We start from the raw sequence: 16,413 nt of genomic DNA, 5'->3' as shown, positions 1-16,413 counted from the left end.
GGGCTCGCGAACGAGTTTACGAGTGGTAAATGAGCATTCCGGCCGGGCTGGCGATCCAGCGAATCTTTAACGCAGCATGGCCAAGCACAGGCACTTTTAGACAAGGCCTAGGCTTCCTCGGCGGGAAATTCAACCCTTACCCGTAGCCCGCCGAGCGCGCCGTCCAGCAACTGGATACGGGCGCGGTGGGCGGCGCAGATCTCACCGACGATGGCCAGCCCCAGACCGGCACCACCGGACTGGGGATCCAGGCGCTGAAAGCGCTCGAAGACCTTGGCCCGCGCACTGGCAGGAATGCCGGGACCGTCATCCTCGACCTCCAGCACCGCCGGGGCCAACACCCGCACCACGATGTTGCCACCTGACTGGCTGTGGGCCAGGGCGTTTTCCACCAGATTGCAGAGCAGCTCGTTGAGCAGCGTCGGCTCGCCGATCACCGGCGCCTTGGCGAAGGGCTCGAAGGCCAGGGCGACGCCCTTGGCATGGGCCAGCGGGGCCAGCGCCATGGCCAGCTCCCTGGCCAGCTCGCTGAGTTCCAGGCGCTCGGCACCCCCTTCGGCGATGGCTTGGGCACCACTCTCGATCCGTGCCAGCGACAGCAGCTGATTGGCCAGGCGCGCCAGGCGATCGGTGCTGGTGCGGGTTTCTTCCAGGGTGGCGCACCAGGCCTGGGGCTCGCGTTCGCGCAAGCCCAGTTCGACCCGCGCCTTGATCGCTGCCAGCGGGGTGCGCAACTCATGGGCGGCGTTGGCGATGAAGTCGGCCTGGCGCTCGAACAGTCGGCGCAGACGCAGGGTGAAGCCTTCCAGGGCATGCACCAGCGGCAGCAGTTCCTGGGGCGCGCGCACCTCGGGCAAGGGCCGCAGATCGTCCACCCCGCGTTCTTCCACGGCCTGGCGCAGGCGCTCCAGGGGACGCAGAGCGGCGCCCACCGCCATCCATACCAGCAGGATGGCACCCAGCCCCATCAGCCCCAGGCGGATCAGGGTGTCGGTGAGCAGGCTGCGGGCCACCTCTTCGCGGGCTTCTGCGGTCTCGGCGACACGAATCTCGGCCATGCCGGTGAGATCCGGCTGGCTGACCGGCTGGGCCAGGCTGACCACCCGCACGTCCTTGCCGCGATAGGTGCTGTTGTAGAAGCGCGCCAGGGCCGGATAGTCGCGGGTCAGGGCTGCGTCCGGTGGAGGTGGCGGGATCTCCTCGTAGCCGGAAATCAGTCGGCCACGGGTGTCCAGCACCTGGTAGAAGATGCGTCCGACGTTGTCGTAGGCGAAGTTGTCCAGGGCGATGTAGGGCACATCGGCACGCAGGGTGCCGTTGCTGGCGGACAGGCCCGCGGCGATGGTACGGGCCGAGGCCAGCAACGTCCGATCATAGGCCACGTCGGCCAGGCGCCGGCCATTGAGATAGGCGGCCAGGCTGCTGACCGCCAGGATCACCGCGAGCAGGATGACCATGCGCAGCAACAGGCGGCCACGCAGGCTGCCAGCGGCCTTCGCCACGTCAGCCATGCTGCTCTTCCAGCAGATAGCCCAGGCCGCGGAAGGTGACGATGCGTACCGCGCCGGCTTCCAGCTTCTTGCGCAGGCGATGCACATAGATCTCGATGGCTTCGGGACTGGCTTCCTCGTCCAGGCCGAAGACTTGCGAGGCGAGCTGCTCCTTGCTCATGACCCGGCCGGGGCGGGCGATGAGCGCAGCCAGTACGGCGTGCTCGCGGGAGGTGAGCGACAGTGCTTCCTCCGCCAAGGTGAAGCGCGAGGTATTGAGGTCATAGATCAGTGGACCGCAGCGTTGCTGGCGATCCCCGCCCAGCACGCTGCGGCGCAGCAGGGCCTTGACCCGGGCTTCCAGTTCGGTGAGCTCGAAGGGCTTGGCCAGGTAGTCGTCGGCACCGAGATTGAGGCCCTGCACCCGATCCTTGACCTCGCCGCGGGCGGTCAGCATCAGCACCGGCAGGCGATCACCGCGCTCGCGCAGGCGCGCCAGGACCTCGAAGCCGTCCATGCGCGGCAGGCCGATATCGAGGATAGCCAGGGCATAGCTCTCACTCTGCAGGGCCAGATCCGCGGCCACGCCATCGTTGAGCAGATCGACGTTGAGCCCGGCATTCTTGAGCGCCTGGGCGACGCTTTCGGCCAGTGGCGGATGATCTTCGACCAATAGGATGCGCACGCTGACAGCTCCCGCTCAAAAAATTCGAGTTTACCGGATACCGGCCAGCTGGCCTGTAGCCGGAACCGCACTATTGCCGCCTTTCACGATTGAAAGGCTGTTGAAAGCTTGGCGGTCTAGAGTGAAAGGTAGCGGTCCCAGAACCGCATGATGCTTGCCCAAGCGCCACCCCTGGTTGGCCAACAACAATAACAAGCGGAACGACATCCATGCTCGCCCTCGCGCAGCTCCACGTGCTCACCCTTCTCTTCTGTGAACGATCGCCGCCCTGGCGAGCCTGAGCCGTGTCCGCCTGTCAGCTTCTGAAATAACAACAAAAGGAAGACGTCGATGAGCACCACCTTGCGCAACCTCACCCTGACCCTGGCCGCCTCCGTGCTGCTGTCCGCCCAGGCCGTGGCCGAACCCAAGCGTCCTGAATGCATCGCCCCGGCCTCCCCGGGTGGTGGCTTCGACCTGACCTGCAAGCTGGCCCAGAGTGGCCTAGTGGAAGCCAAGTTGCTGGACAAGCCCATGCGCGTGACCTACATGCCCGGCGGGGTAGGCGCGGTGGCCTACAACACCGTGGTGGCTCAGCGTCCGGCCGATGGCGACACCATCGTCGCCTTCTCCAGCGGTTCGCTGCTGAACCTGGCCCAGGGCAAGTTCGGTCGTTTCGACGAGAAGGCCGTACGCTGGCTGGCGGCGGTGGGGGCCAGCTATGGCGCCATCGCGGTCAAGGCCGATTCGCCCTACAAGACCCTAGGTGATCTGGTCGAGGCGCTGAAGAAGGACCCGAGCAAGGTGGTGATCGGCTCCGGCGGTACCGTGGGCAGCCAGGACTGGATGCAGACGGCCCTGATCGCCAAAGCCGCCGGTATCAATCCCAAGGAACTGCGCTACGTGGCCCTGGAAGGCGGCGGCGAGATCGCCACCGCGCTGCTGGGCGGCCACATCCAGGTCGGCAGCACCGACATCTCCGACTCCATGCCCCATGTCGAGGCCGGCAACATGCGCCTCCTGGCGGTCTTCGCCGAGCAGCGTTTCGACGAGCCGGCGATGAAGGACATCCCCACCGCGCGTGAGCAGGGCTACGACATCGTCTGGCCCGTGGTCCGCGGCTTCTATGTCGGCCCGAAGGTCACCGACGAGCAGTACAACTGGTGGAAAGCCAGCTTCGACAAGCTGCTGGCGTCCGACGACTTCGCCAAGCTGCGTGATCAGCGCGAACTCTTCCCCTTCGCCATGACCGGTGCCGAACTGGATGCCTATGTGCAGAAGGAAGTCGCGCGCTACCGCGGCATGGCCAAGGAATTCGGCCTGATCCAGTAACAGAGCCCCCGCCCCTGGCGCCCCTCCGGGCGCCTTCGAGGATGTCGACATGATCTTCCAACGCGCCTTCATGGCGGTCTGGCTGGTGGCCGGACTCGTCATGCTGTTCATCGCCCGGGATTACCAGGCGCCCTTCTCCTACGAGCCGGTCGGTCCGCGGGCCTATCCGATGCTGATGTTCGGGCTGATGAGCCTGGGCCTGGCCTATCTGATCATTCGTCCCACGCCGATCGGCGACGGTGAAGACCAGAAGCCGCTGGACGCTTCCTCGCTGCGCAAGGTGGTGGCCTGCTGCGTCATCCTGCTGGGCTATGCCCTGACCTTCCAGCCGCTGGGCTTCCCCTTGAGCGCCTTCCTGACCGCCACCCTGTGCGGCCTGCTCTATGGTGGCCGCCTGGTGCCCTGCGCCCTGGTCAGCCTGCTGCTCTCGGTAAGTCTCTATGTGCTGTTCGACCGGGTGATGGAAGTCCCCCTCCCCCTTGGCGTGCTGGAATTCCTGGAAGGCTGACATGGAAACCTTGAATTTTCTGATGCAGGGCTTCGGCGTCGCCATGACGCCGACCAACCTGATCGTGGCGCTGATCGGCACCCTGATCGGCACCGTGGTGGGTCTGTTGCCGGGTCTTGGGCCGATCAACGGCATCGCCCTCTTGATCCCGGTGGCCTTCGCCCTGGGCCTGCCGCCGGAAACCTCGCTGATCCTGCTGGCGGCGGTCTATCTGGGCTGCGAATACGGCGGCCGGATCTCCTCGATCCTGCTGAACATCCCCGGTGAAGCCGCGACCATGATGACCTGTCTGGACGGCTATCCGCTGGCACGCCAGGGCATGGCGGGCGTAGCCCTGTCGCTGTCGGCCTGGAGCTCCTTCATTGGCGCCTTCATCGCCACCTGCGGCATGGTGCTGTTCTCGCCGCTGCTGGCCAAGTGGGCGATCGCCTTCGGTCCGGCGGAATACTTCGCGCTGATGGCCCTGGCCATCCTCAGCCTCTCCGGCATGGCCGCCGAAAAGCCGGTCAAGACCCTGGTCGCCGCACTGTTCGGCCTGGCCATCGCCTCTGTGGGCATCGACGCCAACAGCGGCGTCTATCGTTTCACCTTCGACAACGTGCACCTGGCCGACGGCATCGACTTCGTGATCCTGGTACTGGGCCTGTTCTCGGTGAGCGAACTGCTCCTGCTGCTGGAGCAGACCCACCACGGTCAGGTGGCGGTCAAGGCTACCGGGCGCATGCTGTTCAACGTGCGCGAAGCGCGCAGCGTGTTCATGGTCAACCTGCGCAGCTCGGTGAGCGGCTTCATCATCGGCGTGTTGCCGGGCGCCGGCGCGACCCTGGCCAGTGCCCTGGCCTACACCACCGAGAAGCGCATGGCCGGTGCCGATGGCAAGTTCGGCAAGGGTGACCTGCGTGGCCTGGCCGCACCGGAAACCGCCATCGGTGCGGCGGTGTGCGGCAACATGATTCCCATGCTGACCCTGGGCATCCCCGGTTCGGGCACCACCGCGGTGATGATCGGCGCCCTGACCCTGTACAACATCACCCCCGGCCCGCTGCTGTTCCAGAACGAGCCGAATCTGGTGTGGGGTCTGATCGCCTCGCTGTTCATCGCCAACGTAATGCTGCTGATCCTCAACGTGCCCATGGTGAAGATGTTCACCAAGATCCTCGAGGTGCCGAACTGGTCGCTGGCCCCAGCCATCGCCATCATCACCGGCATCGGCGTCTACGCGGTGCACGCCACCACCTTCGACCTGGTGTTGATGGTCTGCGTGGGCATCTTCGGCTACATCATGCGCAAGCTGGACTTCCCGCTCTCACCGCTGCTGCTGGGCTTCATCCTCGGCGAGCTGATGGAGACGAGTCTGAGACGCGCACTGTCGATCTCCAACGGCGAAGTGGGCATCCTCTGGCAGAGCGGCATCAGCCAGGCCATCTGGATCGTCTGCATCCTGATGGTGGCCCTGCCCTTCTACCGTGCCTGGCGCAAGCGTCGCGCGCCCAAGGCCGCGACCGTCTGAGGTCGGCGACACCCGCGCCCGCGGCCGGAGTCCTTCCGCCCGCGGGCTTTTTCATTCAGGAAGATTTGAAGCTCTTCTTCGGATAGATGTCGTAGCGGCTGGACTTGCCCTCCAGCACATAGCCCGGTTTCACCCCTTCGATGGCCGGCGCCTTGCGCGGGCGCTTGACCACCACCCGGTGACTGGCGCGGGCCAGGGCGGCGGCGAGCAAGGCCGGGGCGTCCAGGTCGTCGCCCACCAGCGGCCGGAACAGACGCATCTCCTTCTTCACCAAGGCGCTCTTGTCGCGGTGCGGGAACATGGGATCCAGATAGATCACCTCGGGCGTCTCGCCCTGCTCGCCCTGCAGGTAGGCGGTGGAGTCGGCCGGCACCAGGGTCATCAGGGCGGCAATGCCGGCCGCTTCAGGATCCCGCGCCGCGCGGGCCAGGCCGTCTTCGAGCAGGGCGGCGATCAGCGGCTGGCGCTCCAGCAGCGTCACCGGGCAACCCAGGGTGGCCAGCACGAAGGCGTCGCGGCCCAGACCCGCGGTGGCATCGAGGATACGCGGGCGCACACCCGGCCCGACCCCGACCGCCTTGGCGATCATCTGGCCGGCGCCGCCGCCGAACTTGCGTCTATGGGCCGCTGCGCCCTCGACGAAATCCACCCGCACCGGACCCGGCGCCTCCGGGCCGCGCTGGACCAGTTGCAGGCCTTGAGCGCCGAACTGCAGGGCGAACTCTTCGGTGGTGGCGGTACCCAGGGGCAGGCCCAGGCGCGCGGCCCAGGCAGCGGCAGCCTCCGTGTAAGCGGGTTCCAGGGCTTCGACGATAAGCGCGGGGCGGGCGGTGGACATGGGCGACTCGCTGGCGAAAAGACCGTGCATTCTACCGGCAGACGCGAAAGCCACCCATGTCGACATGGAAATGATCGCGGTGCGCCGCGTTGTAGTCCGGTCCCAGGGTGGTATTGAAGGAGCGGCAGGCCCCGTCGCGTACCAGCCGCAGAAAGCGATGGGCCTGGGGATCGCCCTTCCAGTCCCGCGCCACGCTGATGCGCCGACCGTCGGCCAGGCGCAGCCCGGCGATGTCCAGCGCATTGGCGGTGGCGTGCTGACTGCGCCGGCCGCTGGCGCGACCGTAGATGTTGCGGCAGGCGAAGCTGCCATAGTGCTCAACCTCGGCGACCCGCTGGCCATAGACGGCTTCGGCGGCCGGTTGCAGGGCCTGGCGTTCGAACAGCGCGAAACTCACCGCCAGCGGACAGCTGGCGACGAAGCTGCCGTTGAGGCGCACCCCTTCCCCCCGCTGGATGCGTACCGCCCGCTCCAGCGGGCAGTCGGCCGAACCGGGATTGCCGCGCAATTCGCGAAAGCTGAGCGCCGAGGTGGCCAGGGACGCCGCGCAATAGTCGGCATCGGCCTGCAGACGCCAGAGCTTGAGCCGGGTGACGGCATTGGCGGGTGCCTGGATATCCAGTGGCGCCCAGGGGTTATAGGCCGGCGGGATGCGCAGCCAGCCCTGGTCGAAGGCGGTGTGCAGACCGCTGTAGAGCAGGATGACGAGACCGAGCAGGTGTCTGGCTTTCATGCGGCGCGCCGAAGAGGATTCGCAAGGCGAAGTCTTCATCAGACCGGAGCGGCCAGCGGGAATGCCGGCGAAAACGTCGCCAAACGTATCGCGGCGGACGCCAGGGGCTAGAGCAGGCCGAGTTGCTCGGTGTCGGCGGTGCTCAACTCGGGCAACGCCGGCAGGCCGGGCAGGCGTTCGCGCAGCTGGGCATGGAATCTCAGGGCCAGTTCGGGCGCCTGGCGATTGTCCGGGGTGTGCAGGAAGACATAGGGCACCTTGCCCCCTTCGATCCAATCGGCCACCCGGGTCACCCACTTGGCCAGGTAGTAGTCGTTCGCCGCCAGCTCCAGGCGACCGATGAAGCGCACCTGGGGATGCTCGCTGAAAGCCAGGGCACGGGCCGGTACCCGCGGCTTCTTGGCCTGGGCCAGGCGCACGGCCGGCTCACTCGGATCGGCGCTGAACAGGGCCGCGGAATCCAGGCCGACGCGTTCCACACCCAGCTCCATGAGCAGGCGATTGAGCGCGCGCTCGGTTTCGCCCTTGTCGAAAAAGGCCAGGTGCCTGACCTCCACGGCCAGGGCGCAACGCGGTGCCATGGCCGAAAGAAAGACCTTCAGCTCATTGAGCCGATCCGGACCGAAGCCCGCAGGCAGTTGCAGCCACAGCGGACTGGCCCGTTCGCCCAGGGGCGCCAGCAATTCCAGAAAGGTGCGGGCGCTGGAGAGTTGCACCCGCAGATCCTCGGCATGGCTGATGTCCCGGGGAAACTTGGCGCAGAAGCGAAAGCCGGCCGGCATCAGCTCGGCCCAACGGCGAATGGTGTCCGCCGAGGGCCAGGCATAGAAGGTGGTGTTGCCCTCCACGGCGTTGAACACCTGGGCATAACGCGACAGGAAGTCACCCGGGCGCAGGCCGTGGTAGAGGCTTTCGCGCCAGGCGTTGTCGTTCCAGGAGGGACAGCCGAGAAAGTACGGCAGCATCAGGCGTAGAGATCGAGGCCCACGACGCTGGAGGAGCCATCCGGCTCGGCGCCGAGGGCGGCGGTGCTGCCGTAGCTGGCCAGCGCCTGTTGCGCACGTGCGGTGAGCTGACTGGCGAAGCGCCCTTCGCGCTCGCTGAGCACCAAGCCATTGCCACCGCCGTTGCCGGTATCGGTCGCCGCGGCCGCCTCGACGCGGCGCACCGGCTCGAGCTTGGGCTGAGCGTTGTTGGCCGCTTCGCGGGCGATGGCGTTTTGACGGGCGGCCTCGTCCTGCGCCACCTCGCGTACGGGCGTGACCGCGCGCGAGGAACGATTCAGGGGGTAAGCAGAGGAGGAATAGCCGCTGTCAATGCGCATGGCAGGTCCCGAACGGATGGCACTACTCTAAGTAGGGTCGAAAGCTATGACAATCAAGGGCCGGACGCCCGTCGCGACCGGCGGACGAGCGGCATATACGGCTTGGACGTCAGACTATTACGCCGGGTTTCCTGACGTCAGACCGACTGCTTGGGAGTGGCGACCCGATCACGCAGATAGACGGGTTGCGCCGCTTCGGATTCGGCCGACACGGCTTCGCCGCGCTGCCAGGCCGAGGCCGCCAGCACCGCCAGATCCTGCGCATGGGGCAACAGGCTGGCATCGCTCTCGACCAGCGGCACGGCCATGCGGCCGGCATAGCCCCAGCCGGTGCCGGCTCCGAACCAGTCACCGGTGGCAGCCTCCGGCAGGGCGATGGCCTCGGGTGCCAGCACGGCTTCCGCCCCCGCCAGCACCATGGCTGCGCCGTCCAGGCGATAGCAGCCCCAGTAGACCTCATCCATGCGCGCATCGATGGCGGCGGCCACCTGGGTCACACCCCGCTCGCGCCAGGCGCGCTGGGCGATGATGGCCAGATTCGATACCGGCAGCACCGGCCGGTCCAGCCCGAAGGCCAGGCCCTGCACCACGCCGATGGCGATGCGCACGCCGGTAAAGGCGCCAGGGCCACGACCGAAGGCGATGGCGTCCACCTGCGCCAGACTCAGACCGGTCTCGGCCAGCAGCTCCTGCACCATGGGCAGCACCCGCTGGGCATGCAGGCGCGGCGCGATCTCGTAGCGATGGATGATCTCGTCGCCCAGATGCAAGGCGACCGAGCAGGCTTCGGTGGCGGTGTCGAGGGCGAGCAGGATGGACATGGGGTAGATCCGCAACTGGGGAAAAGGGCTGCGCATTCTAGAGGAAGACGGGTCGCGAGGGGACCCGCCCATCGATCGTGACGCCAGGACGGCGCCGCGACCGGACCGCCTGCAGGCACAGGCGGTCGTTACCGGCTTTTAGCTCAGGGCCTGCAGCACCTTGGCGGTGATGGCGTCCACCGAACCCACGCCCTCGATGCGGCTGCACTTCGGCGTGCCCTGGGCGGCGCCCAGCTTCTGGTAGAAGTCCACCAGCGGCTTGGTCTGGGAATGATAGAGGTCCAGACGCTTGCGAATGGTGGCTTCGCGGTCGTCTTCGCGCTGTACCAGCGGCTCGCCGGTCAGGTCGTCGGTGTCGGCGACCTTCGGCGGATTGTGCTCGATGTGATAGACGCGCCCCGAACCCGGATGCACGCGGCGACCTGACAGGCGCTGGACGATTTCTTCGTCATCGACGGCGATTTCCAGCACGTGGTCGATCTTGACGCCCGCGGCTTCGAGGGCTTCGGCCTGGGGAATGGTGCGCGGGAAGCCGTCGAACAGGAAACCCTTGGCGCAATCGGCGTCGAGGATGCGTTCGCTGATCAGGGCGATGATGATCTCGTCGGAGACCAGACCGCCATTGTCCATGATGTCCTTGACCTGCAGACCCAGGGGCGTGCCGGCCTTGACCGCGGCCCGCAGCATGTCGCCGGTGGAAACCTGCGGAATGCCGAATTTCTCAGTGATGAACCGGGCCTGAGTACCTTTGCCGGCACCGGGCGCTCCCAGCAGGATTACGCGCATCTGTTGCTCCTTAGAATGGTCTCGGACTGGCAGCCCACGCAGGGCGCTGTCGCGATGATTGTTGTCGACGACACGAGACGGCCAAAGGGACCAACCATACACAGCGCCCCCTGGCCGCACAAGTTACCAAGCGTCGCAGGTGCCGGGCCCGTCCAGACGACCCCGGGCACCGGCAAAAGCGACAGTCTGCTCAACCGGTATTGCGCAGTCCCGCGGCGATCCCGGCCACGCTCACCAGCAGGGCCTGATCGAGCGCCGCCGGCTGGCTTTCGCCCGCCGCCCGCGCCCGGGCCAGCAACTCGATCTGCAAGAGGTGCAGCGGATCGAGATAGGTGTTGCGCACGGCGATGAACACCAGGGTTTCCGGATGGTGTTCGAGCAATTCCCCCTGCCCGGTCAGCCGCAATACCGCCACGCCGGCCTGGCGCAGCCGCTCGCGCAGCTGGCTGCCCAGCACCTGCAGGTCGGCCTCCACCAGGCGCTGGTCATAGAGCCGCGCCAGTTCGGCTTCGGCCTTGGCCAGCACCATCTCCAGCATGTCGATGCGGGTCTGGAAGAACGGCCAGCCTTCGCGCATCTCGCGCAGCAACGGCGATTCGCCACGGCGTTCGGCCTCGTCCAGCGCCTTCTCCCAGCCGAGCCAGGCGGGCAGCATCAGCCGGGTCTGAGTCCAGGCGAAGATCCAGGGGATGGCCCTGAGGCTTTCCACGCCGCCTTCGCGGCGCTTGGCCGGGCGACTGCCCAAGGGCAGCCGGCCCAGCTCCTGCTCCGGAGTGGCCTGGCGGAAATAGCTGACGAAATGCGGATCCTCGCGCACCACGCCGCGATAGGCCTGCAGGCTGTCGCGGGCCAGGCGATCCATCTGCTCGCGCCAGGCCGGTTCCGGCGCCGGCGGCGGCAACAGGGTGGCCTCCAGCACGGCGCCCAGGTACAGCGCCAGATTCTGCTCGGCGATGGCCGGCTGGCCGAACTTGAAGCGGATCATCTCGCCCTGTTCGGTGGTACGGAAGCGCCCGGCCACCGAGCCCGGCGGTTGCGAGAGGATGGCCGCATGGGCCGGACCGCCGCCACGCCCCACGGTGCCACCGCGGCCATGGAACAGCAGCAACTCCACGCCACGGCTGGCGCAGATGTCCACCAGGGCTTCCTGGGCGCGGTACTGGGCCCAGGCCGCCGTCAGGGTGCCGGCATCCTTGGCCGAATCGGAATAGCCGATCATGACCTCCTGGGGACCGGCCAGACGCGCCCGGTAGTCGGGCAGATCGAGCAGACTGGCGATGGCGCTACCAGCCTGATCCAGGTCGTCGAGGGTCTCGAACAGCGGCACCACGCGCATCGGCTGGCGCACCCCGCATTCGCGCAGCAGCAGCTGCACGGCGAGGACGTCAGATGCGGCACCGGCCATGGAGATGACGTAGGAGCCCAGGGCATCGGGCGGCGAGGCGGCGATGACGCGGCAAGTGGCGAGCACCTCCTGGGTGTCGGCCTCCAGCTCGGCGTCCAGCGGCAGCAAGGGACGCCGGCTGCCGAGTTCGCCACGCAGGAATTCCAGACGCTGCGCCTCGCTCCAGGCGGCATAGTCGCCCAGGTCCAGGTAGCGGCAGATGTCGGCCAGGGCCGCGGCATGGCGCGCGGCGTCCTGGCGGATGTCCAGACGGACCAGATAGAGGCCGAAGGTACGGGCCCGGCGCAGGGTGTCGAGCAGGGAGCCGTCGGCGATGACGCCCAGGCCGCAGTGCTGCAGGGAGTCGTAGCACAGCTGCAGCGGGGCGATCAGCTCGGCGTTGTCGCTGAGAATATGCCGGGCGCCGGCGTGGGGATCGGTGATGGCATGGGCCGCCCAGCTGCGGGTGATCTGCAGCCGCTCGCGCAGCACCTTGAGCACCTTGCGATAGGGTTCGGGATGATCGCCGGCCTGCTCGCGCAGGGCCGGACTCGCCGCCTGCATGGACAGCTCGGCGGCCAGCCGATCGACATCGCGCAGGTAGAGATCGGCGGCCATCCAGCGGGCCAGCAGCAGCACCTCGCGGCTGATGGCGGCGGTGACATTGGGGTTGCCGTCGCGGTCGCCGCCCATCCAGGACGAGAAGCGTACCGGCGCTGCCGTCAACGGCAAGCGCTGGCCGGTACGCTCCTGCAGGCAGTCGTCCAGCTTGCGCAGCAGGCTGGGGATCGCCTGCCAGAGCGAATTCTCGATCACCGCGAAGCCCCACTTGGCTTCGTCCACCGGCGTCGGGCGCTGGCGGCGGATCTCCTCGGTATGCCAGGCCTCGGCGATCAGCCGGCGCAGCCGGGCCTCGATGGCAGCCACCTCGGCGGAAGTCAGGTCGCGATGATCGAGGGCCGCCAATTGCGCGCTGATCTCGTCGTATTTCTGGATCAGGGTGCGCCGCGAAACCTCGGTGGGGTGGGCGGTCAGCACCAGATCGATGTCCAGCGCCGCGACCCGCTCGGCCAGCTCCTGGCCGGAGTGACCGGCCGCGGCCAGGCGCTCCAGCAACTCCGGCAGCACCTGCTGCTCGAAGGGTGGCGGCTCGTCTTCGGTGCGCCGTCTGACCCGGTGATATTCCTCGGCGATATTGGCCAGGTTGAGGAAATGGCTGAAGGCTCGCGCCACCGGCAGCAGTTCGTCTTCGGCCAGGGTATCCAGGGTGTCGCCCAGCTGGCGGGCACCCTCCGCGGAGCCGCCACGGGCGGCCTTGGCGCCCTTGCGGATCCGCTCGATCTTGTTGAGAAAGGCCGCGCCATGCTGGTCGGCAATGGTCTGCCCCAGGAGCTCACCCAGCAACCGCACCTGCTCGCGCAGGCGAATATCGATTTCCACCATCTCGTGCTCCTCGAAAGTACCGGTTCGGACCTCACGGCAACCGCTGCGGTCTAGCGCAGAGGACAGCACCCTAGTGACGCGGTTGCAAGCTCCGGTCGTTGCAGGGTGCCCAGCCGCGTCCGACCTGAATATCCGACCTTTGCCTAAGCCACGGGAGATACCCATGAAGATTCGCGAACTCGCTCACCAATGGGAGCAGCAGGCCACCACCTCCGGCACCACCCGCAGCTACCGCCTCGACTTGGAAGTCGAGACCGCGGCCCGTCTCGAGGCCCTTTGCGAACTCTATCCCCAGCGTACGCCCGAAGCCTTGCTCAGCGAGTTGCTGGCGGCCGCCTTCGAAGAACTGGAAGCCAGCTTTCCCTATGTGCAGGGCGAGGAAGTGGTGGCCACCGATGAACTCGGCGACCCCCTCTACGCCGATGCAGGCACGACGCCGCGCTTCCTGGAACTGGCGCGCAAGCACCTGCATCGACTGCAGTCCGACACGGCGGATTAGCCGCCGACCTGCAGCTTTACCTACGCCGCTACCGCTCTGCCAAGCACCTCCACGCCACGGCAAAATTCGATAGCCAGTGAACATTTTTGTCGGATGAGCGGTCACAGAGTCAGACCGCAGCGCTGGACGAGGGCTGGTTGTCAGCACCCGCCACGGACCTCTCGGGGTCGCGCCGGGCTTGTTTCCACATGCGGCTTTCCATGACCAGGCGCCCGCCCTGCCCGTGCCGGCGGCGCGCTTTTCGGATCAACAACGGAGCTTGAATCCATGAAGAGTGCCACTGCCCAAAAGTCCCTTTCCAAAGCCTGCACCCTGAAACTGGCAGCCCTTGCCCTGGGCAGCTCGCTGTTGCTGGCCGGTTGCGCCGGCAATCCGCCGACCGCGCAGATGGCCGTGACCCAGTCCGCCGTCAACGAGGCCGTGAGCTCCGGTGGCAACCAGTTCGCGCCCATCGAGACCAAGTCGGCCCAGGACAAGTGGACCCAGGCCCAGACCGCCCTCTCCAACGAGAAGTACGACGAAGCCAAGCAACTGGCCGAACAGGCCGAGTGGGATGCCCGCCTGGCCACCCGCAAGACCCAGGCCGCCAAGGCCGACGCCGCGCTCAAGGATGCCCAGAACAGCATCCAGCAGATCCGTGAGGAAGGTCAGATCAACCTGCAGCTCCAGCAGAACCTGCAGAAGAAGGTCCAGCAGTAAGCGACCGCCCCTTTCCTCCCTTCACGAATTCAAAGGACGACCATCATGCGTAAACACATTCTGATCCCTGCCGTGTCGCTGCTCAGCCTGGCCCTGGCCGCCTGCTCCACGCCGCCCAACCCGAACTTGGAACAGGCCAAGTCCGACTATTCGGCGCTGGAATCCCAGCCTCAGGCCGCCCAGCTGGCCGCCCTGGAAACCAAGGACGCCGGTGCCTGGCTGCAGAAGGCCGAGAAGGCCTACAAGGACGGTGAAAACGAGAAGACCGTCGACCAGCTGGCCTACCTGACCAACCAGCGCATCCAGACGGCCATGCAGACCATCAAGCTGCGCATGACCGAAGCCCAGATGCAGAATGTCGATGCCGAGCGCACCCAGGCCCGCCTGGACGCTCGTACCGCCCAGCTCAAGCAGCTGCAGGACGCCCTGCAGGCCAAGCAGACCGAGCGCGGCACCGTGGTGACCTTCGGCAATGTGCTGTTCGACTTCAACAAGGCCGAACTCAAGCCTCAGGGCTACGCCAATGCCCAGAAGCTGGCCGATTACCTGAAGCAGAATCCCGAGCGCAAGGTGATCGTCGAGGGTTACACCGACAGCGTCGGCAGTGACTCCTACAACCAGCAGCTGTCCGAGCGTCGCGCCCAGGCCATCCAGACCGCCCTGGTCAGCGCCGGCGTCGAGCCGAGCCGCATCCAGACCCGTGGCTATGGCAAGGCCTTCCCGGTGGCCAGCAACAGCAACGCTTCCGACCGAGCCCTGAACCGTCGCGTGGAAGTGACCATCTCCAACGACGCCAACCCCGTCGCCCCGCGCATGTAATGGCGGTGTGAAAGCAAAAGACCCCGCCAGGCGGGGTCTTTTTTTGCCTGCGAATCGGCTAGCGGCGCTTGCCGCCCAGCAAGGAGCCGAGCAGCCCACGCACCAGCTGCCGCCCGAGCTGATTGGCCGCCTGGCGCGCCGCGCTCCTGAGCGCGCTCCCCGCGAGCTCCCCCACCAGATCGCTAAGGGCACCGCCCTGCCCGGCCTTGGTCTGTGCCGCTGCCGGCGCCTCCGCCGGTACCCGCTCGGCCTGACGCTCGCGCAGGATCTCGTAGGCCGATTCGCGATCCACGGCCCGGTCATAGCGACCCGCCTGGGGCGACTGGCGGATCAGCGTCTGGCGCTCGGCTTCGCTCAGCGGGCCGACCCGGGATTGCGGCGGGGCGATGGCCACGCGCTGGACCATCGCCGGCGTGCCCTTGTCTTCCAGGCTGCCCACCAGGGCCTCACCGATGCCCAGTTCGGTCAGCACCTCCAGGCTGTCGAACGCCGGATTGGGTCGGAAGCCGTCGGCCACCGCGCGCAAGGCCTTCTGCTCCCGCGCCGTGAAGGCGCGCAGGCCATGCTGGATGCGCAAGCCCAGCTGGGCGAGAACGGCATCCGGCAGGTCGCTGGGCGACTGGGTGACGAAATAGACGCCGACGCCCTTGGAGCGGATCAGCCGTACCACCTGCTCCAGGCGCTCGCGCAGGGCCTTGGGGGTATCGCCAAACAGCAGATGGGCCTCGTCGAAGAACAGCGCCAGCACCGGCTGGTCGGCATCGCCACGCTCGGGCAGTTGCTCGAACAATTCGGCCAACAGCCAGATCAGGAAGGTGGCATAGACCTTGGGCGCCTCGTGCACCAGGCGGCTGGCGTCGAGCAGGTGGATGCGGCCACTGCCATCGGGCTCGGGGCGCAGCACCTCTTCCAGCTGCAACGCCGGCTCGCCGAAGAAGGCCTCGGCGCCCTGCTGCTCCAGGGTCGCCAGCCGGCGCAGCAGCGCCTGGGCCGAGGCGCCGGTGAACAGAGCACGGTCTTCGCCAAGGATCTCGGGCTGTTCGCGCAGGTGATTGAGGACCGCCTTGAGGTCCTTGAGGTCGAGCAGCAGCAGGCCTTCGCGATCGGCTACGGTGAAGGCAGCGTGCAAGGCGGCCTGCTGGCTGTCGGTCAGCTCCAGCAGATTGCCCAGCAGCAGCGGCCCCATCTCGCTCAGGGTGGTGCGCAGCGGATGACCGCGCTGGCCGTCGACGTCCCAGAGGGTGACCGGATAGGCGCGGGACAGATGCGCCAGGCCCTGGGTGGCGATGCGCTCGGCCAGCTTGCCTTGGGGCGCGCCGGCCGCGCCGAGGCCGCAGAGATCGCCCTTGATGTCGGTGGCGAAGACGGCGACGCCGGCGTCGCTGAAGGCCTCGGCGAGACGCTGCAGGGTCACGGTCTTGCCGGTGCCCGTGGCGCCGGCGATCAGGCCGTGGCGGTTGGCCAGCTTGAGGGGGTGGCCAAGGGGGTGGCCAGCGTTCTGGTCAGCTGAAACGGCGGTACCCAGGATCAGCAGGGGCGTCGAGGACATGGCGCAGCTCCGTA

The 16,413-nt window shown here is 67.2% G+C and carries 16 protein-coding genes; 6 read left to right on the top strand and 10 right to left on the bottom strand.

Features of this window, described 5'->3' with window-relative positions; all coding sequences use genetic code 11:
• Positions 1-107: 107 nt before the first annotated feature.
• Together FEZ61_RS19750 and FEZ61_RS19745 are read right to left on the bottom strand one after the other, a co-directional pair.
• A complete protein-coding gene (locus FEZ61_RS19750; RefSeq protein ID WP_173150138.1) occupies positions 108-1,511 on the bottom strand; it encodes a sensor histidine kinase in 1,404 nt (467 codons plus the stop codon).
• Entirely contained in the window at positions 1,504-2,175 is a 672-nt protein-coding gene (locus FEZ61_RS19745) for a response regulator (protein ID WP_093253821.1), read from the bottom strand. Before FEZ61_RS19745 ends, FEZ61_RS19750 begins: the two co-directional genes overlap by 8 nt.
• Before the next feature lie 330 nt (positions 2,176-2,505).
• Between FEZ61_RS19745 and FEZ61_RS19740 the strand changes: the two genes are divergently transcribed.
• Genes FEZ61_RS19740 through FEZ61_RS19730 form a run of 3 tightly spaced genes read left to right on the top strand, consistent with a single transcriptional unit; the run spans position 2,506 to position 5,504 of the window.
• A complete protein-coding gene (locus FEZ61_RS19740; protein ID WP_017640136.1) occupies positions 2,506-3,486 on the top strand; it encodes a tripartite tricarboxylate transporter substrate binding protein in 981 nt (326 codons plus the stop codon).
• A 49-nt stretch (positions 3,487-3,535) separates the two neighbouring features.
• Complete coding sequence (locus FEZ61_RS19735; RefSeq protein WP_173150136.1) at positions 3,536-3,994, top strand: tripartite tricarboxylate transporter TctB family protein; 459 nt, start codon at positions 3,536-3,538, stop codon at positions 3,992-3,994.
• A gap of 1 nt (position 3,995) precedes the next feature.
• Entirely contained in the window at positions 3,996-5,504 is a 1,509-nt protein-coding gene (locus FEZ61_RS19730) for a tripartite tricarboxylate transporter permease (protein ID WP_017640134.1), read from the top strand.
• Positions 5,505-5,559: 55 nt separating this feature from the next.
• Here the strand turns inward: FEZ61_RS19730 and FEZ61_RS19725 are convergent, their stop codons facing one another.
• The 7 genes from FEZ61_RS19725 to ppc form a co-directional block, all read right to left on the bottom strand.
• On the bottom strand, positions 5,560-6,342 hold the full coding sequence (locus tag FEZ61_RS19725; RefSeq protein WP_173150134.1) for a class I SAM-dependent methyltransferase: 783 nt from the start codon (positions 6,340-6,342) through the stop codon (positions 5,560-5,562).
• A gap of 31 nt (positions 6,343-6,373) precedes the next feature.
• Positions 6,374-7,075, bottom strand: coding sequence for an extensin family protein (locus tag FEZ61_RS19720; RefSeq protein WP_173150132.1), 702 nt, complete (start codon positions 7,073-7,075; stop codon positions 6,374-6,376).
• A gap of 107 nt (positions 7,076-7,182) precedes the next feature.
• Positions 7,183-8,040, bottom strand: a complete 858-nt coding sequence (locus FEZ61_RS19715; protein ID WP_173150130.1) for a DUF72 domain-containing protein — start codon at positions 8,038-8,040, stop codon at positions 7,183-7,185.
• Entirely contained in the window at positions 8,040-8,399 is a 360-nt protein-coding gene (locus FEZ61_RS19710; protein ID WP_064307350.1) for a hypothetical protein, read from the bottom strand. Before FEZ61_RS19710 ends, FEZ61_RS19715 begins: the two co-directional genes overlap by 1 nt.
• 137 nt (positions 8,400-8,536) lie before the next feature.
• A complete protein-coding gene (tsaB, locus tag FEZ61_RS19705) occupies positions 8,537-9,220 on the bottom strand; it encodes a tRNA (adenosine(37)-N6)-threonylcarbamoyltransferase complex dimerization subunit type 1 TsaB (protein ID WP_068383074.1) in 684 nt (227 codons plus the stop codon).
• 138 nt (positions 9,221-9,358) lie between these two features.
• Positions 9,359-10,006 carry an adenylate kinase gene (gene adk, locus FEZ61_RS19700; RefSeq protein WP_017640128.1) on the bottom strand — a complete coding sequence of 216 codons (648 nt, stop codon included), beginning with the start codon at positions 10,004-10,006 and terminating at the stop codon, positions 9,359-9,361.
• 190 nt (positions 10,007-10,196) lie between these two features.
• Entirely contained in the window at positions 10,197-12,833 is a 2,637-nt protein-coding gene (gene ppc, locus FEZ61_RS19695; protein ID WP_173150128.1) for a phosphoenolpyruvate carboxylase, read from the bottom strand.
• 163 nt (positions 12,834-12,996) lie between these two features.
• On the opposite strand from ppc, the gene FEZ61_RS19690 reads away from it, so the two are divergent.
• The 3 genes from FEZ61_RS19690 to FEZ61_RS19680 all read left to right on the top strand — a co-directional run bounded on the left by FEZ61_RS19690 (position 12,997) and on the right by FEZ61_RS19680 (position 14,850).
• Positions 12,997-13,332 carry a hypothetical protein gene (locus FEZ61_RS19690; RefSeq protein ID WP_017640126.1) on the top strand — a complete coding sequence of 112 codons (336 nt, stop codon included), beginning with the start codon at positions 12,997-12,999 and terminating at the stop codon, positions 13,330-13,332.
• Positions 13,333-13,599: 267 nt separating this feature from the next.
• Positions 13,600-14,031: a DUF4398 domain-containing protein gene (locus FEZ61_RS19685; protein ID WP_007161972.1), complete on the top strand. Its 432-nt coding sequence runs from the start codon at positions 13,600-13,602 to the stop codon at positions 14,029-14,031.
• A 45-nt stretch (positions 14,032-14,076) separates the two neighbouring features.
• Entirely contained in the window at positions 14,077-14,850 is a 774-nt protein-coding gene (locus FEZ61_RS19680; protein ID WP_017640124.1) for an OmpA family protein, read from the top strand.
• Between the two features lie 58 nt (positions 14,851-14,908).
• Here FEZ61_RS19680 and FEZ61_RS19675 read toward each other — a convergent pair whose 3' ends face one another.
• Positions 14,909-16,399 (bottom strand): helicase HerA-like domain-containing protein, encoded by a 1,491-nt coding sequence (locus FEZ61_RS19675; RefSeq protein ID WP_242455204.1) that lies wholly within the window; start codon positions 16,397-16,399, stop codon positions 14,909-14,911.
• Positions 16,400-16,413: the final 14 nt, after the last annotated feature.

The sequence above is a fragment of the Pseudomonas sp. MS15a(2019) genome (assembly GCF_013277805.1).
GTDB classification, from domain to species: Bacteria; Pseudomonadota; Gammaproteobacteria; order Pseudomonadales; family Pseudomonadaceae; genus Chryseomonas; species Chryseomonas benzopyrenica.
The sequence above is the reverse complement of the archived record's forward strand: the minus strand, read 5'-3'. Positions and strand labels throughout refer to the sequence as shown.

Coding starts and splice junctions, on each gene's coding strand:
- FEZ61_RS19750 (WP_173150138.1), bottom strand. CDS start 1,511: ATGGCTGACGTGGCGAAGGCCGCTGGCAGCCTGCGTGGCCGCCTGTTG.
- FEZ61_RS19740 (WP_017640136.1), top strand. CDS start 2,506: ATGAGCACCACCTTGCGCAACCTCACCCTGACCCTGGCCGCCTCCGTG.
- FEZ61_RS19735 (WP_173150136.1), top strand. CDS start 3,536: ATGATCTTCCAACGCGCCTTCATGGCGGTCTGGCTGGTGGCCGGACTC.
- FEZ61_RS19730 (WP_017640134.1), top strand. CDS start 3,996: ATGGAAACCTTGAATTTTCTGATGCAGGGCTTCGGCGTCGCCATGACG.
- FEZ61_RS19725 (WP_173150134.1), bottom strand. CDS start 6,342: ATGTCCACCGCCCGCCCCGCGCTTATCGTCGAAGCCCTGGAACCCGCT.
- FEZ61_RS19720 (WP_173150132.1), bottom strand. CDS start 7,075: ATGAAAGCCAGACACCTGCTCGGTCTCGTCATCCTGCTCTACAGCGGT.
- FEZ61_RS19715 (WP_173150130.1), bottom strand. CDS start 8,040: ATGCTGCCGTACTTTCTCGGCTGTCCCTCCTGGAACGACAACGCCTGG.
- FEZ61_RS19710 (WP_064307350.1), bottom strand. CDS start 8,399: ATGCGCATTGACAGCGGCTATTCCTCCTCTGCTTACCCCCTGAATCGT.
- tsaB (WP_068383074.1), bottom strand. CDS start 9,220: ATGTCCATCCTGCTCGCCCTCGACACCGCCACCGAAGCCTGCTCGGTC.
- adk (WP_017640128.1), bottom strand. CDS start 10,006: ATGCGCGTAATCCTGCTGGGAGCGCCCGGTGCCGGCAAAGGTACTCAG.
- ppc (WP_173150128.1), bottom strand. CDS start 12,833: ATGGTGGAAATCGATATTCGCCTGCGCGAGCAGGTGCGGTTGCTGGGT.
- FEZ61_RS19690 (WP_017640126.1), top strand. CDS start 12,997: ATGAAGATTCGCGAACTCGCTCACCAATGGGAGCAGCAGGCCACCACC.
- FEZ61_RS19685 (WP_007161972.1), top strand. CDS start 13,600: ATGAAGAGTGCCACTGCCCAAAAGTCCCTTTCCAAAGCCTGCACCCTG.
- FEZ61_RS19680 (WP_017640124.1), top strand. CDS start 14,077: ATGCGTAAACACATTCTGATCCCTGCCGTGTCGCTGCTCAGCCTGGCC.
- FEZ61_RS19675 (WP_242455204.1), bottom strand. CDS start 16,399: ATGTCCTCGACGCCCCTGCTGATCCTGGGTACCGCCGTTTCAGCTGAC.